General features: G+C 59.8%; 20 protein-coding genes. 17 read left to right on the top strand and 3 right to left on the bottom strand.

Going from position 1 to position 18285, the window contains the following annotated elements; translation table 11 throughout:
- Nucleotides 1–77 precede the first annotated feature (77 nt).
- The 17 genes from ACR0JW_RS01045 to ACR0JW_RS00965 all read left to right on the top strand — a co-directional run bounded on the left by ACR0JW_RS01045 (nucleotide 78) and on the right by ACR0JW_RS00965 (nucleotide 15930).
- A complete protein-coding gene (locus tag ACR0JW_RS01045) occupies nucleotides 78–1208 on the top strand; it encodes a bifunctional 2-C-methyl-D-erythritol 4-phosphate cytidylyltransferase/2-C-methyl-D-erythritol 2,4-cyclodiphosphate synthase (protein WP_170677367.1) in 1131 nt (376 codons plus the stop codon).
- Entirely contained in the window at nucleotides 1205–1702 is a 498-nt protein-coding gene (locus ACR0JW_RS01040; protein WP_170677368.1) for a phosphatidylglycerophosphatase A family protein, read from the top strand. Before ACR0JW_RS01045 ends, ACR0JW_RS01040 begins: the two co-directional genes overlap by 4 nt.
- Complete coding sequence (locus tag ACR0JW_RS01035; RefSeq protein ID WP_170677370.1) at nucleotides 1699–2190, top strand: CinA family protein; 492 nt, start codon at nucleotides 1699–1701, stop codon at nucleotides 2188–2190. Before ACR0JW_RS01040 ends, ACR0JW_RS01035 begins: the two co-directional genes overlap by 4 nt.
- A 402-nt stretch (nucleotides 2191–2592) precedes the next feature.
- Nucleotides 2593–3270, top strand: coding sequence for an orotate phosphoribosyltransferase (locus tag ACR0JW_RS01030; protein WP_170677373.1), 678 nt, complete (start codon nucleotides 2593–2595; stop codon nucleotides 3268–3270).
- Nucleotides 3271–3470: 200 nt separating this feature from the next.
- On the top strand, nucleotides 3471–4961 hold the full coding sequence (locus tag ACR0JW_RS01025) for a replicative DNA helicase (protein ID WP_170677374.1): 1491 nt from the start codon (nucleotides 3471–3473) through the stop codon (nucleotides 4959–4961).
- Between the two features lie 174 nt (nucleotides 4962–5135).
- Entirely contained in the window at nucleotides 5136–6074 is a 939-nt protein-coding gene (locus ACR0JW_RS01020) for an isopenicillin N synthase family oxygenase (RefSeq protein ID WP_170677377.1), read from the top strand.
- 46 nt (nucleotides 6075–6120) lie between these two features.
- Complete coding sequence (gene alr / locus ACR0JW_RS01015; RefSeq protein WP_170677379.1) at nucleotides 6121–7155, top strand: alanine racemase; 1035 nt, start codon at nucleotides 6121–6123, stop codon at nucleotides 7153–7155.
- Nucleotides 7152–7934 (top strand): MlaE family ABC transporter permease, encoded by a 783-nt coding sequence (locus ACR0JW_RS01010; protein ID WP_170677381.1) that lies wholly within the window; start codon nucleotides 7152–7154, stop codon nucleotides 7932–7934. The genes alr and ACR0JW_RS01010 overlap by 4 nt, the downstream gene beginning before the upstream one ends.
- Nucleotides 7931–8677, top strand: coding sequence for an ATP-binding cassette domain-containing protein (locus ACR0JW_RS01005; protein ID WP_170677383.1), 747 nt, complete (start codon nucleotides 7931–7933; stop codon nucleotides 8675–8677). The genes ACR0JW_RS01010 and ACR0JW_RS01005 overlap by 4 nt, the downstream gene beginning before the upstream one ends.
- Nucleotides 8677–8931: a hypothetical protein gene (locus tag ACR0JW_RS01000; RefSeq protein ID WP_480713497.1), complete on the top strand. Its 255-nt coding sequence runs from the start codon at nucleotides 8677–8679 to the stop codon at nucleotides 8929–8931. The genes ACR0JW_RS01005 and ACR0JW_RS01000 overlap by 1 nt, the downstream gene beginning before the upstream one ends.
- A 148-nt stretch (nucleotides 8932–9079) precedes the next feature.
- Nucleotides 9080–9532 carry a paraquat-inducible protein A gene (locus ACR0JW_RS00995; protein ID WP_170824495.1) on the top strand — a complete coding sequence of 151 codons (453 nt, stop codon included), beginning with the start codon at nucleotides 9080–9082 and terminating at the stop codon, nucleotides 9530–9532.
- Nucleotides 9533–9685: 153 nt separating this feature from the next.
- Nucleotides 9686–10468: a kinetochore Spc7 family protein gene (locus ACR0JW_RS00990; protein WP_170677389.1), complete on the top strand. Its 783-nt coding sequence runs from the start codon at nucleotides 9686–9688 to the stop codon at nucleotides 10466–10468.
- Between the two features lie 133 nt (nucleotides 10469–10601).
- Nucleotides 10602–11966, top strand: coding sequence for a DNA repair protein RadA (radA, locus tag ACR0JW_RS00985; RefSeq protein WP_480713496.1), 1365 nt, complete (start codon nucleotides 10602–10604; stop codon nucleotides 11964–11966).
- Between the two features lie 40 nt (nucleotides 11967–12006).
- Nucleotides 12007–12576 (top strand): CvpA family protein, encoded by a 570-nt coding sequence (locus ACR0JW_RS00980; RefSeq protein ID WP_170610697.1) that lies wholly within the window; start codon nucleotides 12007–12009, stop codon nucleotides 12574–12576.
- A gap of 649 nt (nucleotides 12577–13225) precedes the next feature.
- Nucleotides 13226–14749, top strand: a complete 1524-nt coding sequence (gene purF / locus ACR0JW_RS00975; protein ID WP_170677393.1) for an amidophosphoribosyltransferase — start codon at nucleotides 13226–13228, stop codon at nucleotides 14747–14749.
- 245 nt (nucleotides 14750–14994) lie between these two features.
- On the top strand, nucleotides 14995–15243 hold the full coding sequence (locus ACR0JW_RS00970) for a hypothetical protein (protein WP_170677395.1): 249 nt from the start codon (nucleotides 14995–14997) through the stop codon (nucleotides 15241–15243).
- A 42-nt stretch (nucleotides 15244–15285) separates the two neighbouring features.
- The gene (locus ACR0JW_RS00965; RefSeq protein ID WP_170677397.1) at nucleotides 15286–15930 is read left to right on the top strand and encodes an SDR family NAD(P)-dependent oxidoreductase; all 645 of its coding nucleotides are present in this window, start codon (nucleotides 15286–15288) and stop codon (nucleotides 15928–15930) included.
- Nucleotides 15931–15991: 61 nt separating this feature from the next.
- On the opposite strand, the gene ACR0JW_RS00960 is transcribed toward ACR0JW_RS00965, so the two are convergent.
- The 3 genes from ACR0JW_RS00960 to tatB all read right to left on the bottom strand — a co-directional run bounded on the left by ACR0JW_RS00960 (nucleotide 15992) and on the right by tatB (nucleotide 18282).
- Complete coding sequence (locus ACR0JW_RS00960) at nucleotides 15992–16834, bottom strand: ATP-binding protein (RefSeq protein ID WP_170677399.1); 843 nt, start codon at nucleotides 16832–16834, stop codon at nucleotides 15992–15994.
- Between the two features lie 117 nt (nucleotides 16835–16951).
- Nucleotides 16952–17827 (bottom strand): twin-arginine translocase subunit TatC, encoded by an 876-nt coding sequence (gene tatC / locus ACR0JW_RS00955; RefSeq protein WP_480713495.1) that lies wholly within the window; start codon nucleotides 17825–17827, stop codon nucleotides 16952–16954.
- A complete protein-coding gene (tatB, locus tag ACR0JW_RS00950) occupies nucleotides 17824–18282 on the bottom strand; it encodes a Sec-independent protein translocase protein TatB (RefSeq protein WP_170610681.1) in 459 nt (152 codons plus the stop codon). Before tatB ends, tatC begins: the two co-directional genes overlap by 4 nt.
- Between the last annotated feature and the right edge of the window lie 3 nt (nucleotides 18283–18285).

The following is an 18285-nucleotide window of genomic DNA, read 5'->3' as shown; positions in this document are numbered from 1 at the left end:
TAGGCAGATTGACGCGGGCGATTGCCTCTGCATTCACCGCATCCTAAACAATGACCCAACGCAGGAGAGCAGACCTCATGACCACCGCCGCCATTATTGTCGCCGCCGGACGCGGAATGCGCGCGGGTGGCGGAACGCCAAAACAATGGCGCACTCTGTCCGGACGTCGCGTGGCCGACTGGACAATCGACAGGTTCCGGGGACTGGTTGATCATATCGTTCTGGTCCTTTCCCCCGACGACCACGCCGCACGGGCTGAATTTGACGGTACCGATCTGATTTTGGCGACAGGAGGAGCAGACCGCGCCGGGTCTGTCCGCAATGGCCTGCAGGCGCTGGCGGACAAGACCGTGGCGCGCGTCCTCATCCACGATGTCGCCCGGCCTTGTGTCAGCCGCGCTACCATCCTCGACGTACTGGCGGCACTGAACGACAACATCGCCGCGGCACCGGGGGTGGCGGTGACCGACGCGCTCTGGACGGGGGACGGCTTCGCTGTCACGGGCACACAGGATCGCACTGGATTGTATGCGGCCCAGACCCCTCAGGGATTTCACTATGACGCCATCGTTGCAGCCCATGCCGCACACCCCGGCGGTGCCATGGACGACGTTGAAGTCGCCCGCGCGGCAGGTATAGGCGTGGCTATCGTGCCCGGCGACGCAGACAACATCAAAATCACCCGACCCGAGGATTTTGCCCGGGCGGAACGTATCATGGGAACGAACATGGAAGTAAGGCTGGGCAACGGGTACGACGTTCACCGATTTGGCGATGGAGATCATGTGATCCTGTGCGGTGTAAAAGTGCCGCATGATCGCGGGCTTCAGGGACATTCAGATGCCGATGTCGGGATGCACGCCGTAACCGACGCAATCTATGGCGCGCTGGCGCAGGGAGATATCGGTCAGCATTTCCCACCATCGGATCCGCAATGGAAAGGGGCCGCCAGCGCAATATTTCTGCGGCACGCGGTCGAACTGGCCGAACAGATGGGCTACCGCATCTCGAATGTCGATTGCACACTTGTTTGCGAATATCCCAAGATCGGTCCTCACGCGCCCGCAATGCGCGAAGAAATGTCGAAAATCATGGGATTGCGGGCCGATCAGGTCTCGGTCAAGGCGACCACGTCCGAACGTCTGGGCTTTACCGGCCGCAGTGAGGGCATCGCGTCACTGGCCACGGCCTGTCTGGTGAAGTCATGAACGCGGCTCGTCTGATTGGAACCGTTGGCGGCGTAGGCTATCTGCGCCCCGCCCCCGGCACCTGGGGATCACTGGCCGCGCTGCCGATGGTCTGGGTATTGCACACGCTGGGTGGCTTCCCCTTGCTGGCCCTGGCTACTCTGATCGTCTTTGTCGCAGGGCTCTGGGCCACAAAGGTCATGACCGCAGGTCAGGATGACCACGATCCGTCGGAAATCGTGATTGACGAGGTTGCAGGGCAGTTCATCGCCCTCTGGGCAATTTCATACCCGGCCTGGGCGCACGGGCTGGAAATCACCGCGCTCTGGCCCGGTTGGGTTGCGGGTTTCGTGCTGTTTCGCCTGTTCGACATCACCAAGCCCGGCCCTGTCGGCTGGGCCGACCGGCGTGGCGACCCAATGGGCGTGATGCTGGATGACGTGATCGCCGGTGTGTTTTCAGCCATCTGCGTCGCGCTGCTGGCCGGCTTTTCGCATGGGGTACTGGGCCTGTGAGCGTCACCGACATCCTGAATCGGGCCAAGGCGCAGGGGGTGATGATCGCCACAGCCGAAAGCTGCACTGGCGGCCTTGTTGCCGCCGCGCTGACAGATATTCCCGGCAGTTCTGCCGTGGTGGAACGCGGCTTTGTCACCTACACCAATACCGCCAAACAGCAGATGCTTGGCGTGCAGGCTGACACGCTGGAAGCCCACGGAGCGGTATCAGAGCAGGTCGCCCGGGAAATGGCCGAGGGCGCGCTGAAGCATTCGGGCGCTCAGCTGACTGTCTCTGTCACCGGAATTGCCGGTCCGGGTGGGTCTGAATTCAAGCCGGAAGGTCGTGTGTGCTTCGGTCTGGCGGCCGAAGGCCAGGACACCATAACCGAAACCGTCGAGTTTGGTGCTCTGGGCCGGGACAAGGTGCGCATTGCCGCACGGGACCACGCCCTTGATCTGTTGTATCGGCACCTCCAGAAAGGCGCCAAAGCTCAGGGCCTGTGACCTAAGACCACTCAACGCACAATCACGTGATGCCAAGTAACATCATCCGCGGCGCAGGCAGCCGGTTCCCCCCTTTTTCTTCTGCCACATTGCTCACAAAGTGCTGATCTGTAACGTGCTTCCTCAGGCCGGCACACCTGACTGCGGGCATACTGTTTCGGTTATCGCACAGGCATGACTGACACTATGCGGTCGGCAAATTGCCGGTTGCACAGCGAAGTCCCTTTCGCGTAAATGCCCTGATCCGGGCAGGCCTAGCCCACCTAGGCCCGTCCAGCAGCCCGCAAGGGCAAAAGCGGACCTTATTCAGGGTCCGCTTTTCTTTTGGGCCAACCCCTCTCGACAGCGCCCCTTTGGACGGGCTATCAGCCCGCAACGTCATTTCAGCCCCGAGGTTCCGCCATGATCCCCAGTTCATTTCCCGACAGCACTGAAATCGCCCGTTTGACCGCGCGGATGCTGCTGGAGATCAGGGCCGTGCATTTCAACGCACGCGAGCCATTCACTCTAGCCAGCGGCTTGCCCAGCCCGACCTATATCGATTGCCGCAAGCTGATCTCGTACCCTCGCATCCGGTCGACCTTGATGGATTTCCTGACCGTCACCGTGATGCGCGATGCGGGCTTTGAAGCATTCGACAACATTGCCGGCGGCGAGACCGCTGGTATCCCTTTTGCCGCAATGGTGGCCGAGCGTATGGCTCTGCCGATGACCTATGTGCGCAAGAAACCCAAAGGCTATGGCCGCAACGCCCGGATCGAAGGCGCCATGAGCGAAGGCGAACGCGTTCTGTTGGTCGAAGACCTGACCACCGATGGCGGCTCGAAACTGTCCTTCGTCGACGCGATCCGCGAAACCGGCGCGACCTGCGGGCATACTGCCGTTATCTTCTACTACGGCATCTTCCCCGAAACCGAAAAAACCCTGGGTGATCATGGGGTGCGACTGCACAGCCTGTGTACCTGGTGGGATGTTCTGGCCGAGGCCAAGGCGCAAAAAGCGTTTGATCAGGAAACACTAGATGGGGTCGAGGCATTCCTGAACGATCCGCGCGGCTGGCAGGAAGCGAATAAGGGCTGACGTGGCGCAAACCGTTTCCCAATCGGAAACATTGCCGAATACGCCCGACACTCCATCCACAACATGTTGACGGACCCCTGCCCCATCCTGCAATATGATGGGGCGGGAAGATATGCACAGGCTATCCCCAGAAAACATACAATTTGCGCCGACTCAGGGCGCTGCGTTATGGCCTCTGTCCAAGGGGCAAGAGAACAGCAATGAACGAGATCAGCAGTATCGAGCAGGCAGCGGCGCAAATTCAGAACGCCGAAACAATGCCGCACTCCATCGAGGCCGAGCAGCAGCTTCTGGGCGCGATCCTGACCAATAACGACCTTTATGACCGGGTAGCCTCGATCATCGGGGCCGAGCATTTCTATGATCCGGTCCACGCCCGCATCTACGAAGTCGCGGCCGCGCGCATCGCCAAGAATGCGCTGGCCTCGCCTGTGACGCTGAAATCTTTCATGGCCGAGGATGAAGGCCTGAAGGAACTTGGCGGGCCGGCCTATCTGGTCAAACTGGCCGGCGCCTCAATCAGCGCCTTCGCGGTGCATGACTACGCGCAGATGATCTATGACCTCGCCATCCGGCGCGAACTGATCCGTCTGGGCCGGGACATCTCGGACAAGGCGGCGCGGGTCGACGTTTCCAGCGAACCAAAAGAACAGATCGTCGAGGCCGAGCAGCAGCTTTACCAGTTGTCCGAGCAGGGCCAGACCGAACAGGGTTTTCAATCCTTCCTCAAGGCGGTCACAGAAGCCGTCAATGTCACCAACGAGGCGTACCAGCGCGGTGGCGGCATGGCAGGGATTTCCACCGGTCTGGCCGATCTGGACAAGCAACTGGGTGGCCTGCACCCATCGGACCTGATCATTTTGGCGGGCCGCCCGTCGATGGGAAAAACATCGCTGGCGACCAACGTGGCCTTCAATGTGGCCAAAGCGTACAAGCGTGGCTTGAAGTCGGACGGCAGCGAGGGCGCGATTGACGGTGGAGTGGTCGGCTTCTTCTCGTTGGAGATGAGCGCCGAGCAGCTTGCTGGTCGGGTTCTGGCCGAAGCGTCCGAGATTTCTTCACACAAGATCCGCCAAGGTGACATGACCGAAGCCGAATTCCGCCGCTTCGTCGATGCCGCCAAGGAGCTTGAGGCGTGCCCCCTGTTCATCGACGACACGCCCGCCCTGCCGATTTCACAGCTGGCCGCCCGCGCACGGCGGTTGAAACGGACCCATGGGCTGGACCTGCTGGTGATCGACTATCTGCAACTTTGCCGCGGCATGTCCGACAACCGCGTCAACGAGATCGCCGAGATTTCGATGGGCATGAAAGCAATCGCGAAGGAACTGAACATCCCGGTGATCGCGCTGTCTCAGCTTTCCCGTCAGGTCGAAAACCGCGACGACAAGCGCCCGCAACTGTCCGACCTGCGGGAATCGGGCTCGATCGAACAGGATGCGGACGTGGTGATGTTCGTGTTCCGCGAGGAATACTACAAGGAACGCGAAAAGCCCGGCGATCACGAGTTGGAAAAGATGGAAGAGTGGAAGCAGGCCATGGAACGCCTGCACGGCAAGGCCGAAGTCATCGTTGGCAAGCAGCGTCACGGCCCCATCGGCACTGTCGAGCTGTCCTTCGAGGCCCAGTTCACCCGTTTCGGAAATCTGGTCAAGCCCTGGCAACAGGGCGGGCAGATCGAAGGGTATTGATCCCTTGACCTTGGCAAACTGATATGCACGGATCGGGCCATGCTGTTTTGTCATGCTCATAAACCCCGTCGCGTGGTGCTTGAACGCCACTTCGGGCACCGCCGCAAACGCTTTGCCGGATAGATCGGGGGCATTTTCTGCCCCTGCAATCTTCCTTAACAAAGCGAAAGAACAATGACAGAATTCACTGAAATCCCCGTCATCCGTCTGGGCGCGCGCGCCGAGGATGAAATCGCAGCCGATTTTCGGGCTGCTTATGGAACAACAGGCTTCGGCTATATCGAGGATCACGGCATAGATGCCGGTCTGATCAGCGATGTCTTCGAAGCCTCAAGACAGTTTCACGCGCTTCCGCTTGACGAAAAACTTGCGATCGCCGTTGGCCGAACCCACCGCGGCTATATCGCCATCGATACGTCAACGGATGTAAACTCGAACCTGGCCGATGTGACCAAACCCAATCAGTCGGCAAGCTTCATGATGATGCGCGAAGACACAAAGGCCGATCCCGGTATCTACCTGTCAGGCCCGAACCGGTGGCCGGATCTGCCGGGTTTTAGGACCACGCTTGAGGCCTATGCCCGCGCCATGTCCGATCTGGGGCGCAGGTTGATGAGAATTGCCCTAAAGGCCAGTGGCGCAGCCGATTTTTCTGTTCTTTCGGCCTTCGACACTCCGACCATCTGGCTGCGGTTGCTGCACTATCCTCCGCAATCCGAAGCCAGCCCTGGTGATCTGTTCGGCTCGGCACCCCATACCGATTTTGGCTGCCTGACCTTGCTGGCGCAGGATCAGGTCGGTGGATTACAGGTCAGAACCCCTGCCGGAAACTGGGTCGATGTCCCCACACGCCCCGGGGCATTTGTCGTCAATGTCGGGGATATGCTGCATCGGATGTCGAATGGCCGCCTGTTGTCCACACCGCATCGCGTCATCAACCGTTCGGGTCGTGAACGATACAGCGTGCCGTTCTTCTTTGACCCGCATGTGAGCACAATTGTCGAACCTCTGCCCGGCACCGGCGCCCCCGGGTTCAAGCCTTTGTTGTTTGCCGATTTCCTGCGATCTGAGCTTGAAGCTGCTTATGAGGCCCATAAACCCGAGGGGAATTGAAGCATTCCCTCTTGACCTGCCGCGATCCAATGTCATGAACAGTTCCATGAGTACTGCACGTTTGACGATCAATCTTCAGGCGCTCGCCAGCAATTGGCGGGCGCTCGACGCAAAAACGGATGTCGAAACCGGCGCCGTGGTCAAGGCGGATGCCTATGGCCTGGGTGCCGGGCCTGTCTCGGCAACACTGGCCGAAGAAGGCGTCCGGAAGTTCTTTGTCGCCGTCGCCGAAGAAGGCGCCGTTGTTCGGCAGGCGGTCGGCCCCGGTCCGATGATCGGCGTGTTCTCCGGCCACATGGAAGGCGACGCCGATCTGCTGCGGGATCACGATCTGACACCATTGATCAACTCGCCCCAGCAGTTTCAGCGCCATCGCGAGGCACTGCCGGATCACGGCTTTGGCATTCAGCTCGACAGCGGCATGAACCGCCTGGGATTGGAACCTTCCGACTGGGCCGCACTGCGCCCGCAAGCCGAGGCGCTGAACCCGGTCGTGGTGATGTCACATCTGGCTTGTTCGGACGAGCCGGATCACCCGATGAACCAACAACAGTTGCGCACCTTCCGCGAGATGACCGACGGGGTTGCCGCTCCCAGATCATTGGCGGCAACTGGCGGCATCATGCTGGGACCCGAATTCCATTTCGACTTCTGTCGCCCGGGCGTCGGACTATATGGCGGTCTGCCGTTCGCCGCCGCAAAACCCGTCGTGACAGCCGATCTGCCTGTTGTGCAGATCAGGGATCTGGCCGTGGGTGAAACCGTTGGCTATGGCAACAGCTGGACCGCGCGCCGACCGTCACGGATTGCAACCGTCGCGGCTGGCTATGCCGACGGGCTGCACCGCGCCATCGGGGGCGGCATAGACATGTTCTCTGGCAATCAGCCATGCCCCGTGGTCGGCCGCATCTCGATGGATCTCATTACCGTCGATGTCACCGACCTGCCGCATGCGCCCGAGCGTCTGCGCATTCTGAACGGACATCAGACCGTAGATGATCTGGCCGAGGCCGCGGGGACCATTGGCTATGAAATCCTGACCTCACTGGGCAACCGCTATTCCAAGGGCTACGTGGAATGAACCCCATTTCCCTTCTGGGTGGTCTTGGACGCGTCGTCCTGACCATGTTGGCGGCATTCGGCCGCGTCGGACTGTTCGCGTTGGATGCGGTCTCTCATATCTTTCGCCCGCCGTTTTACCCGCGCGAATTCGGCATCGCGCTGCTGAATATCGGCTGGCTGTCGCTGCCCGTCGTCGGCCTGACCGCGATTTTCACCGGCGGCGCGCTGGCGCTGCAGATCTACGCGGGCGGCGCGCGTTTCAATGCCGAAGCCGTCGTGCCCCAGATCGTTGCGATCGGCATGGTGCGCGAGCTTGGTCCGGTGCTGGTCGGCCTGATGATCGCCGCGCGCGTGACCTCGTCCATCGCCGCCGAAATCGCCACGATGAAAGTGACCGAGCAGATCGACGCGCTGGTCACGCTGTCCACGCACCCGATGAAATACCTCACCGCCCCACGCGTGCTGGCGGCGCTGATCACCGTGCCTGCTCTGGTCGCGGTTGGCGACGTAATCGGCATCATGGGCGGCTACACGGTCGCAACGCAAAACCTGGGCTTCAACCCGGCGGCCTATCTGAAAAACACCGTGGATTTCCTGGAAACCCGCGACATCGTCTCGTCGCTGGTCAAAGGTGCAGCCTTCGGCATGATCGCAGCCATCATGGGATGTTACTACGGCATGAATTCGGGCCGCGGCGCGCAGGGCGTGGGCCGCGCCACCAAAGGCTCGGTCGAGGCTGCCGCTGTGCTGATCCTCGCCGCTAATTTCGTTCTGACAGGGGTGTTCTTCTCGCTATGATACGGATGGAGAACGTACAGAAAGCCTTTGGCGACAACCACGTGCTGCAGGGCATGAACCTTGAGATCCCCAAAGGCACCTCGATGGTCATAATCGGTGGTTCGGGCACCGGCAAGTCCGTGGCGCTGAAATGCATCCTCGGCCTGATCAAGCCCGACAGCGGCATGATCTATGTCGATGGCAAAGACGCGACCAAAGGCGACCGCGATGCGTTCCTGGCACGCTTTGGGATGCTGTTTCAGGGGGCTGCGCTGTTCGACTCCCTGCCCGTCTGGCAAAACGTCGCCTTCCGCCTGCTGCGCGGTTCGCTGAAACGCCCGGCGGATGAGGCGCGCGAAATCGCCATCGAGAAACTGCGCCGCGTCGGCCTGAAATCCAACGTCGCCGACCGCTTTCCGGCCGAACTGTCGGGCGGCATGCAAAAACGCGTGGGCCTCGCCCGCGCCATCGCCGCCGAGCCCGAGATCATTTTCTTCGACGAGCCCACCACGGGATTGGACCCGATCATGTCTGGCGTCATTAACGACCTGATCCGCGAGATTGTGACCGAGATGGGCGCCACCGCGATGACCATCACCCACGACATGAGCTCGGTCCGTGCGATTGCTGACAACGTGGCCATGCTGCACGGAGGTGTGATCCAGTGGACCGGCCCGGTTGGGCATATGGATGCCTCGGGTGATCCCTATGTGGAGCAGTTCATTAGTGGCAGCGCAGAGGGGCCTATTGAGGCGGTGCGGTGATGGACGACGCAATAGTTGTCCTGCAACAATTGCTATTTTATTACCTTTTGTCGGTAACGATCGCTTGGTTTATTATTCACTTCATCGGAGAAAAATCAGGTGTACCCCGTTCACTCAAAACTGAAGTAATCTTCTTTCCAGTGATCTTTTCGATGGTCAAAGGCCTGCTACCCGGCATGCTAGTCGGGGTTCTTTTGTCGCAAGTTTTTGGTTTTAAAGGTCAAATATCACTAGCTCCAATTATGGGAGGCTAAGTGGTTTCTGCAGTTATCCTGCATCGGAAATTGCGATCAACAGTATCACACAAACTACAGTCTGACCTCCTCGTCGGAGCCATCTTATTGATTTACACTATGGGTTTAACGCTTTCCGTCAAAGGCATGAGGGCCTAAGTCTGCACACATGACTCTCCGCCTCGCCACCCTCTCGCTCCTGATCCTCTACCCCATCGCATGGTTCGCCCCGCTGATGCGAGCCGGTCTACTGCCGATCTTCGGCCTCAGCGAAATCAGCGTCATCACCGGCCTGCAATCCCTCTGGAGATCCGATGTTTTCCTCGCGCTGATCGTCACCGTCTTCGCCCTCTTTGCGCCCTACATCAAAACCATCGGCACCGCGCTGATCCAATGGAATCTACTGGACGCCCGCGTCCAGCCCGCGCTCAATATCCTGGGCAAACTGGCCATGGCCGACATTTTCCTCATCGCGCTTTACATCACGCTGGCCAAGGGCATCTCCTACGCCACCATCGAAACGGCGTGGGGTCTTTATCTGTTCACGGGCTGTATTCTGGCGTCAATCGCCGTGGGCTACGTTACGGAAATGACATCCAGTTCACGAAATCCTCAGGTCTAATTGATTGAAATCATTATACTGAGTATCATCTTCCTAATTCGAGCAGTTTAGTTTTTGTACCTTGCCGGTCCATTGCGGATCACGTTGTGTGTTTGACGAACCCCGCCGCCCGGACCCGGTCAGTGCCGGTTTGCGAGAAGGAGTTGGGACGTCATGGACGCCATCCATACTATCACATTGCAATGTCAGAATGCCTTTCTACGACTGACTTTTTTCCTGATCTGCGCGTCGGCCCTCGCAGCGGTTTTGGCCACCACTCTATCGGCCGCCGGCGTCTGGCCCTGGTTGTCGGTGCAGGCCGGAATTGCCGGATCGGGCACGATAGATGCGGGCATGTTTGTCCAGCTCGGCCTGACTGCACTGATTCTCATGCTGGCCTTCTACCTGCCCTCAAACGCCAGAATGATGGCGCTGGAAAAGACGCATCGAGAGTTTTCCCTGAACATGCAGGATGTGGTCGATGCCTATCAGGTGGCCCATGCCGCCGATCGCAGCGGAGCCTTCGCGCTTGCCTCCGAGTTCGACGCGGTAAAGGAACGCCTGGCCTTTCTGCGCGATCACCCGGACCTTCAGTCACTCGAACCCGAGGTTCTGGAACTGGCCGCACAGATGAGCCAGGTCAGCCACGAACTGGCACAGACCTATGGCGCGGACAAAGTGGCCCGCGCCCGCACCTTCCTGAAACAACGTCAGGAAGAGATCGAGCTGTTCCGTCAACGAATCGAAGATGCCCAGACCGTCCAGCACGAGCTGCGCCAGTGGACCCGCGATATCGAGATCGAGGAATCCATCGCCAAATCCCAGCTTGCGCGCCTTCGCGATGAACTGTTCGAGCTTCTGCCTGAACTTTCGACCCAATTGCAAACACCGCCCGACGGAAGTGACCCCAGCGCCGCAAGCGTCATTGCCATGTCACCGCCCCGGGCCGCCGAATAAGCCACCCACCCCGGCGCGCCAGCGCCCGCCATGGCCGACGGCCCGCAGGGCCCGAGGTCGTGGCCGCCACCGGCGGTGAAGAAAGCCCCGCAAGGGCTTGAAGAACCGCCCCGGCTCGGGCACGAATTGCGCCATGGCTAAAACGACTTCTTTCTCCTGCAACGCCTGCGGCGCGTCGCATTCCCGCTGGTCCGGACGATGTGACGCCTGCGGTGAATGGAACACCATCACTCAGGAAACCCCCCTTTCCGCCGGCCCGGCGAAGAAATCGCTGGGCGGCAAGCGTGGACAGGCCGTAGCGCTGTCCGACCTGTCGACCGAGGAAACACCCCCGCCCCGCACCCTGTGCGGCGTCGAGGAACTGGACCGGGTGTTGGGCGGCGGTCTTGTGCCGGCCTCGGCCCTGTTGGTCGGTGGCGACCCCGGCATCGGCAAATCCACCCTGCTGTTGCAGGCAGCGGCCAGATTTGCCCGGGCAGGCGTCAAGACGATCTATGTCTCGGGCGAAGAAGCCAGCACGCAGGTCCGCATGCGCGCGCGCCGTCTGGGTCTGGAAGACGCCCCCGTGCAACTCGCCGCTGAAACCAACCTGCGCGATATTCTGACAACGCTGGAAACGGAAAAACCGGGCCTCGCGATCATCGACTCGATTCAGACCATGTGGGCCGACAATGTCGACAGCGCCCCCGGTTCAGTGTCTCAGGTTCGCGCAGCGGCTCACGAGCTGACGACCTTTGCAAAGCGCCACGGGGTCTCGATCATCATGGTTGGCCATGTCACCAAGGAAGGCCAGATCGCCGGTCCCCGCGTGGTCGAGCATATGGTCGACACGGTGCTGTATTTCGAAGGCGAGCGTGGCCATCAGTTCCGCATCCTGCGCGCGGTCAAGAACCGCTTTGGCCCCGCCGACGAAATCGGAGTGTTCGAAATGACCGGCAAAGGGCTGGCACAGGTCACGAACCCCTCGGCCCTGTTCCTGTCGGAACGTGGCACACCCAGCCCAGGCTCGGCCGTCTTTGCCGGGATCGAGGGCACCCGGCCCGTGCTGGTGGAGTTGCAGGCCCTCGTCGCACCGTCGCCGCATTCCCAGCCCCGCCGCACTGTCGTCGGGTGGGACAGCGGAAGGCTTGCGATGATCCTCGCCGTACTCGAAGCCCGATGTGGTATCCCCTTTGCCGGTCTCGATGTCTACCTGAACGTGGCAGGCGGGCTGAAAGTTAGCGAACCCGCTGCCGATCTGGCTGTGGCCGCAGCACTGCTCAGCGCGCGTGAGGACACGGCCCTGCCCGCCGACACGGTCGTTTTCGGAGAAATCTCTCTTTCCGGGGCACTTAGACCGGCCCCGCAGACCGAAAACAGGTTGAAAGAAGCGCAAAAACTTGGTTTCACGGCGGCAATTGCTCCGGCAGGTGGCAAAACCGGCACTGTGGCAGGTCTGACACTCACCCGACCCTCTGATTTGGTCGGGTTTGTTGGCGAAACCTTCGGAGCAGGTTAAAGTCGCGCCCCGAGGGGCAGAAAACGAACAGGCGAGGGCCATGGAAGGTTTTACAATAATTGACGGGGTAGTCGCCCTGATCGTCGTGCTGTCGGGCATTCTGGCCTATTCGCGCGGATTCATGCGCGAGGTTATGGCCATCGCAGGTTGGGTCGCCGCCGCAGTTCTGGCCTTTATCTTCGCACCACAGGCCGTTCCGCTGGTCAAGGAAATCCCGGTCGTCGGAGACTTCCTGCGCGACAGCTGCGAATTGTCGGTGATCACCGGCTTTGCGGGTGTCTTTGCCATCGCACTGATCGTGGTCAGCATCTTCACGCCGCTGTTTTCATCGCTGGTCCAGCGCTCGGCGCTTGGCGGCCTGGATCAGGCACTCGGTTTTTTCTTCGGCATCGCGCGGGGCATTCTGTTGGTGGCCATCGCCTTCTTTGTCTACGACACGGTGATGACCGGCCAAAGCTATACCATCGTTGACGAAAGCCGTTCGGCCAAAGTCTTCGAACAGTTCAGTGGCAAGATCGAAGAGCAAAACCCCGAAGCGGCCTTAGGTTGGGTTACGACCCAGTATGAAGAACTGGTCGCCAGCTGCACCGCGGGCAACTCGGAAGGTTGATACGCCTTATCAGTTGAGTTTGCAGACAGGCCCGGCAATGCCCGGGCCTTTTTGTTTGCGGGTCTCAGACAAACCCCTCGCCGCCGCAGACCGTACATCGGATCGTTTTCAACCCAAAACATCCGTCGCATCTGCTTGAGATCGGTTTGCCAAGGATATCGCGGCTTTTGACCACTTCTCCGGCACCGTTGCAGATCTGGCATGGCGCACGTCCCATGCCCCGGCATCGGTGACATCGGCGCTTTGCTGCGGCCGCTTCCTTGGCCTTTGGCTTATGCTGCCACATAGGTAACATCCAGTCCGGTAACAAACCGCCTTAACGGTCGGCATTGTTCGCATGACAGCATAAGTCGGTAAAAATGTCATCTTCCGCGTGAATTCAGACAAATATTGGCCTGCGGCAAATCGCGATTGTGATCGTTAGATGACACACGCGCCGTTAGGTATTATGTGGAACCGAACCGACATGGAATCGGAGCTGCCGGTCTTGCTGTATCTGTTTTCTTTCGCGCTTGCCCTTTTTGCGATGGCGCGACTTTGCCGTTCTGAAGACTGGCGACAACGGGTACGAATACCATCCGGCAAATACTCCGGTTCCGGCCATTGAGAACACTCACCACAAGAACGTCATAGGAATTGGAGCCCGTACATGTGTGGGATTTTGGGGATCGCAAGCAGGACACATGATGTCTTTGCGGAAATCTATGACGGGCTGCTGATGCTGCAGCACCGGGGTCAGGACGCCTCGGGCATCGTCACATATAACGGTGAGTACTTTCGTGAAAAGAAGGCGAACGGGCTGGTCAAGGACGTCTTCAACGCGCAAGACGCCGAAACCCTTCTGGGGAAAACCGGTATTGGTCATGTCCGCTATCCCACGGCAGGTTCGCTCAGCGCGGCCGAGGCGCAACCGTTCTTCGTGAACGCGCCTTACGGCATCTATCTTGTTCATAACGGCAACATCACCAACACCGCAGAACAGCGCGAGAAGGTCACCGGCAAATACAGCCGCCACCTGCGCACCACATCCGACTCGGAAATCCTGCTGAACGTTCTGGCCGACAAAGTGGCCGATGCCATCAAGGTCAACGGCAATGCCGAGCCCATTCGGAATATCTTTGCCGGCGTAAAGATGACGATGGAGCGGGTTCAGGGCGCCTATTCGGTGATCTGTCTGGTTGCCGGCGTCGGCATGCTGGCGTTCCGCGATCCCTATGGAATCCGCCCCTTGTCCGTTGCCAAACGCGATGTGGACGGAGATGGCGACGACTATGCCTTTGCGTCCGAAGACGTGGCATTCGGCATCAACGGCTTTGACAAGCTGCGTGACGTGAAACCCGGTGAGGCGATCCTGATCGATCTGGAAGGAAACATGCACGCGTTCCAGGCGGTTGAGGGCCAACTGACCCCCTGTATCTTCGAATACGTCTACCTTGCGCGGCCGGATTCGCTATTGGACGGCGTCTCGGTCTACAAAACACAGATGCGCATGGGCCAAACGCTGGCCCGCCAGATCGAGGCTGCCGGTCTTGAGATTGATCGCATCATCCCCGTGCCGGACAGCGCACGCCCCGTCGCGCTCGAGGCCGCCAAGATCACCGGCATCCCCTATCGCGAAGGTCTGGTCAAAAACCGCTATGTCGGGCGCACATTCATCATGCCTGGCCAGCAGGAACGACAGAAATCCGTGCGCCGCAAGCTGAATGCCATTCCGCTTGAGTTTGAAGACCAGAATGTCCTGCTGATCGACGATTCTATCGTGCGCGGCAATACGATCAAGAAAATCGTCCAGATGTGCCGCGAGGCCGGCGCCAAAAAGGTGTACGTCGCCAGCGCCTCGCCCCCGGTCAAATACCCGAATGTCTACGGCATTGACATGCCCACCAAGCATGAACTGATCGCCAACGGCAAATCTATCGAAGAAATCCGCCAGGAACTGGGTGCGGACGCCCTGTTCTATCAGGAACTGGATGACCTGATCTGGGCCGCGAAAGAAGGCAATCCCGAGATCAAGCAATTCGACTGCTCGTGTTTTGACGGCAATTACCCAACCGGAAGTGTCAGCGAGGAATATCTTGAAAGCCTCGAAAACAGCAGCCGGGTCAGCCAGAAGAAACAGGACATGATGGTTGTCGGCGGGTCGTGGAACGCAGCCAAGCTGGCGTCTGGCTGAACGGCGCCAACTGAAGCGATCCGGCCGCACGATTCGAACCAACCCACCGCCCGAATGCTATGTATGAGTGGGTTTCCGCTCACAACCCGGCGGCGAACGCTGCGTGAATCCAACCAGTTCCTGCCAGCGTGATCACTTGCCCGTATCGCCACGTACGACCGGGCTTTTGTTCGTCGAACGCATTTGGTAGGCGCAAGCCAACCACCACCCGATAACAGGGGCCGGGCCCTGCCCGGCCAGAACTTATGTCGAACTCTAAAGTGAAGGCCGCAGCCACCCAGAAAGGTGCGCTGAAAAAGGGATCTGTTTCCCTCCTTGGTGTCTTTGGCCCCTCCACGAATATGCGCGCATTGATGCGGATGTCTTCGGGCCGCGTAAAAGAGGTCAAAACCGGCAGCCGAGTGGCTTCGGGCACTATTGTTGCGATTGATGAAGACGGCATCATGCTGCGACAAAGCGGCCAAACGCACCGGATTGCCATTCCCGGCTCGTGATCGCGACTTGACGCCCTGCGCGCACGGGTCCAAACCGCAACCATGACTGATCAGACCAAAATCGCCCTCATCACCGGGGCCTCGCGCGGGCTGGGTGCCGCTCTGGCCGAAGCGTTGGCGCCCGAACACCACATTGTTGCCGTTGCCCGCACCACGGGCGGGCTTGAGGAACTGGACGACCGCATCAAGGCCAAGGGCGGCAGCGCCACTCTGGCGCCGATGGACATTGCTGATCCTAACGCAATGGCGACCCTGTGCCGGGGCATTCACGACCGCTGGGGTAAGGTCGATCTTTGGCTGCACACCGCAATCCACACCTCGGCCCTGACACCTGCGCATTTCATCGACCCCAAGGAATGGACCAAGGCGGTGAATACCAACGCCAACGCAACCTCGGTGCTGATCCCATACATCGCGCCGCTACTGGGCGAAGCCGGCCACGCCGTGTTCTTTGACGACCCCAAGGCGGGCGAGAAGTTCTACGGCATCTACGGCGCAACCAAGGCCGCGCAAATGGCGCTGGCCCGCAGCTGGGCGGCCGAGACCGAGCGGACAGGACCGCGGGTTTCTATTGTGGAACCTGCGCCAATGCCAACCGCCGTGCGCGCCCGCTTCCATCCCGGTGAAGACCGCGAAGCCTTGACCAGCACAGCGGACGAGGCCGCGCGTATTCTGGCGCTGCTATAGGAATGGCCCTGACGGGCCATGCCTCCGGCGGGGATATTTTTGGCCAGATGAAGCGGGCGGGTCAGGCGATGTGAACGCCGTTGCGCGCGGCCAGATCGACGAAGAACTGCCAGGCCACGCGACCGGACCTTGCGCCACGCGTGGCCTGCCATTCAATGGCTTCGGCCCGAAGGATCTGAGCATCGACCGAAACACCGTAGGCGGCGCAGTAACGGTCAATCATCGCCAGATACTCATCCTGATCACAGGGATGGAAACCCAGCCACAGGCCGAACCGGTCCGACAGGGAAACCTTTTCCTCGACCGCTTCGGAGGGGTTGATGGCGCTTGAGCGTTCGTTCTCGATCATGTCACGTGGCATCAAATGGCGACGGTTCGAGGTGGCATAGAACACCACGTTCTCGGGGCGGCCCTCGATACCACCATCCAGCACCGCCTTTAGCGACTTGTAGTGTTGGTCATCATGGCTGAACGACAGGTCGTCGCAGAACAGAATGAACCGGTAAGGCGCGGCCCGCAGATGGTTCAGAAGACGCGCGACCGAGCCCATGTCCTCGCGTTGCAATTCCACCAGTTTGAGATCCGGATGCTCATGCTGCAAAGTGCCATGCACAGCTTTGACGAGGCTGGATTTCCCCATTCCCCGCGCGCCCCACAGCAAGGCGTTGTTGGCCTTGAATCCTGCAGCGAAACGGCGCGTGTTGTCCAGAAGCGTGTCACGAGAGCGGTTGATCCCCACCAGCAGATCCAGATCGACCCTGTTGACCTGCTCGACCGGCGTCAGGCGATCCGGCTCAACATGCCAGACAAATGCCGATGCCACGGCGAAATCGGGCGCGGCCAGCGGTGCAGGTACCATACGCTCCAGCGCGTCGGCGATACGGTTCAGGGCTAGGTCGTCCATCGGCTCCTCCGGTCATCTCTGCCTGTGTCAAACCATGTTCGCCCGGACGCAACAAGGGCCGGGCACGAAAAAGGCGCGCCAGAAACCGGCGCGCCTTATCCATTTCATTCAGCAGATTTACCTAGCGTCTTCTTCCTGTACGATCTCTTCGTCTGTTTCTTCTTCGTCGTCATAGTAGCCATCGGCGCGCAATTGCTCTTCGCGCTTTTTCTCGACCCGAGCCACCAGGAATATCGAAATCTCGTACAGCCCGTAGACCACGACGAACAGGATGATCTGGGTGATCACGTCCGGCGGTGTCACGATGGCGGCCAGCACCAGAATGCCAACGACCGCGTATTTGCGTACCGCTCCCAGCCCCTCGGCGCTGACCAGCCCGGCCTTGCCCATCAGGGTCAACAAAACCGGCAACTGGAAGCACAGGCCAAAGGCCACGATGAACTTGATCGTCAGGTTCAGGTATTCCTGCGCTGAGCCCTGGAACACCACACTCAGCGGCGCTGCGTTTGTTCCGTCGGCCACCGCTTCGCCTTCCGCTCCGAATTGCTGGAAGCCCAGGAAAAAGTCATAGGCCAAAGGCGTGACCACGTAGAAGGCAAAGCTTGCCCCCAGCAGAAACATGAAGGGCGACGCCAGCATGAATGGCAGAAAGGCGTTCTTTTCCGACCGATAAAGGCCGGGCGCCACGAACCGCCACATCTGCATCCCGATATAGGGAAAAGCCAGCATGAAACCGCCCAGCAACGAGACCTTGATGGCGACAAAGAACCCTTCCTGCGGCGATATGAAAATCAGCCCGCAATCCTGTCCACGCTCGGTCAGTACCTCGCACAGTGGCTGCGTCAGAAAGTTGAAGATCGGCGTGGCCACCGTAAAGCAGATGATCATACCGATCAGAAACGCCACTACGCAATGGATCAACCGTGTGCGCAGTTCGGCCAGATGCTCGATCAATGGGGCCGAGGTATCTTCGATCTCGTCGGTCTTGGTCATGTCTTGCTTTCAGTGTTCAGCGCCGCTTCCGCCTCTTCTGCCTTGGCCAACGCGTCTGCGGCTTCTTTCGCCTTGCGGTCGGCGGCGGCGCGAGCTGTTGCGGCCTGGATCTTCTTGGCCTGTTCCGCCCGTTCAGCGGCCAGTTTGCCGGTTTCGCTGTCCGGGTCGAACTTGGTCGGATCCATGCTTTTGGCCATATCCTGCGCGGCCTGCTTTACCCCGTCCATGGCGGTGTTGACAGGATTGGCAGCGGCATTCAGACCCTTCTTGATCTCGTTCACACCTGCCTGGTCCGCCGCTTCGTTCATGGCGCTGGAAAACTCACGCGCCATACCGCGCGCCTTGCCGACGAATCGACCGACATTGCGAAACAGAACCGGCAGGTCTTTGGGCCCCACCACGATCAGCGCAACGATGCCGATGACAAGAAGCTCGGTCCAGCCCAGATCAAACATCCG

The sequence above is a fragment of the Ruegeria sp. BG6 genome (assembly GCF_056538465.1).
Note: the sequence above shows the minus strand (reverse complement) of the source record. Positions and strands in the feature narration are given on the sequence as shown.

Bases quoted from the DNA above. Each gene is read 5' to 3' on its own strand.
- ACR0JW_RS01040 (WP_170677368.1), top strand. From the start codon at position 1,205: ATGAACGCGGCTCGTCTGATTGGAACCGTTGGCGGCGTAGGCTATCTG.
- ACR0JW_RS00960 (WP_170677399.1), bottom strand. From the start codon at position 16,834: ATGGACGACCTAGCCCTGAACCGTATCGCCGACGCGCTGGAGCGTATG.
- tatC (WP_480713495.1), bottom strand. From the start codon at position 17,827: ATGACCAAGACCGACGAGATCGAAGATACCTCGGCCCCATTGATCGAG.
- ACR0JW_RS00970 (WP_170677395.1), top strand. From the start codon at position 14,995: ATGTCGAACTCTAAAGTGAAGGCCGCAGCCACCCAGAAAGGTGCGCTG.
- ACR0JW_RS00980 (WP_170610697.1), top strand. From the start codon at position 12,007: ATGGAAGGTTTTACAATAATTGACGGGGTAGTCGCCCTGATCGTCGTG.
- tatB (WP_170610681.1), bottom strand. From the start codon at position 18,282: ATGTTTGATCTGGGCTGGACCGAGCTTCTTGTCATCGGCATCGTTGCG.
- ACR0JW_RS01010 (WP_170677381.1), top strand. From the start codon at position 7,152: ATGAACCCCATTTCCCTTCTGGGTGGTCTTGGACGCGTCGTCCTGACC.
- alr (WP_170677379.1), top strand. From the start codon at position 6,121: ATGAGTACTGCACGTTTGACGATCAATCTTCAGGCGCTCGCCAGCAAT.
- ACR0JW_RS00995 (WP_170824495.1), top strand. From the start codon at position 9,080: ATGACTCTCCGCCTCGCCACCCTCTCGCTCCTGATCCTCTACCCCATC.
- ACR0JW_RS01005 (WP_170677383.1), top strand. From the start codon at position 7,931: ATGATACGGATGGAGAACGTACAGAAAGCCTTTGGCGACAACCACGTG.
- ACR0JW_RS01020 (WP_170677377.1), top strand. From the start codon at position 5,136: ATGACAGAATTCACTGAAATCCCCGTCATCCGTCTGGGCGCGCGCGCC.
- ACR0JW_RS01000 (WP_480713497.1), top strand. From the start codon at position 8,677: ATGGACGACGCAATAGTTGTCCTGCAACAATTGCTATTTTATTACCTT.
- ACR0JW_RS00965 (WP_170677397.1), top strand. From the start codon at position 15,286: ATGACTGATCAGACCAAAATCGCCCTCATCACCGGGGCCTCGCGCGGG.
- ACR0JW_RS01045 (WP_170677367.1), top strand. From the start codon at position 78: ATGACCACCGCCGCCATTATTGTCGCCGCCGGACGCGGAATGCGCGCG.
- radA (WP_480713496.1), top strand. From the start codon at position 10,602: ATGGCTAAAACGACTTCTTTCTCCTGCAACGCCTGCGGCGCGTCGCAT.
- ACR0JW_RS01025 (WP_170677374.1), top strand. From the start codon at position 3,471: ATGAACGAGATCAGCAGTATCGAGCAGGCAGCGGCGCAAATTCAGAAC.
- ACR0JW_RS01030 (WP_170677373.1), top strand. From the start codon at position 2,593: ATGATCCCCAGTTCATTTCCCGACAGCACTGAAATCGCCCGTTTGACC.
- purF (WP_170677393.1), top strand. From the start codon at position 13,226: ATGTGTGGGATTTTGGGGATCGCAAGCAGGACACATGATGTCTTTGCG.
- ACR0JW_RS00990 (WP_170677389.1), top strand. From the start codon at position 9,686: ATGGACGCCATCCATACTATCACATTGCAATGTCAGAATGCCTTTCTA.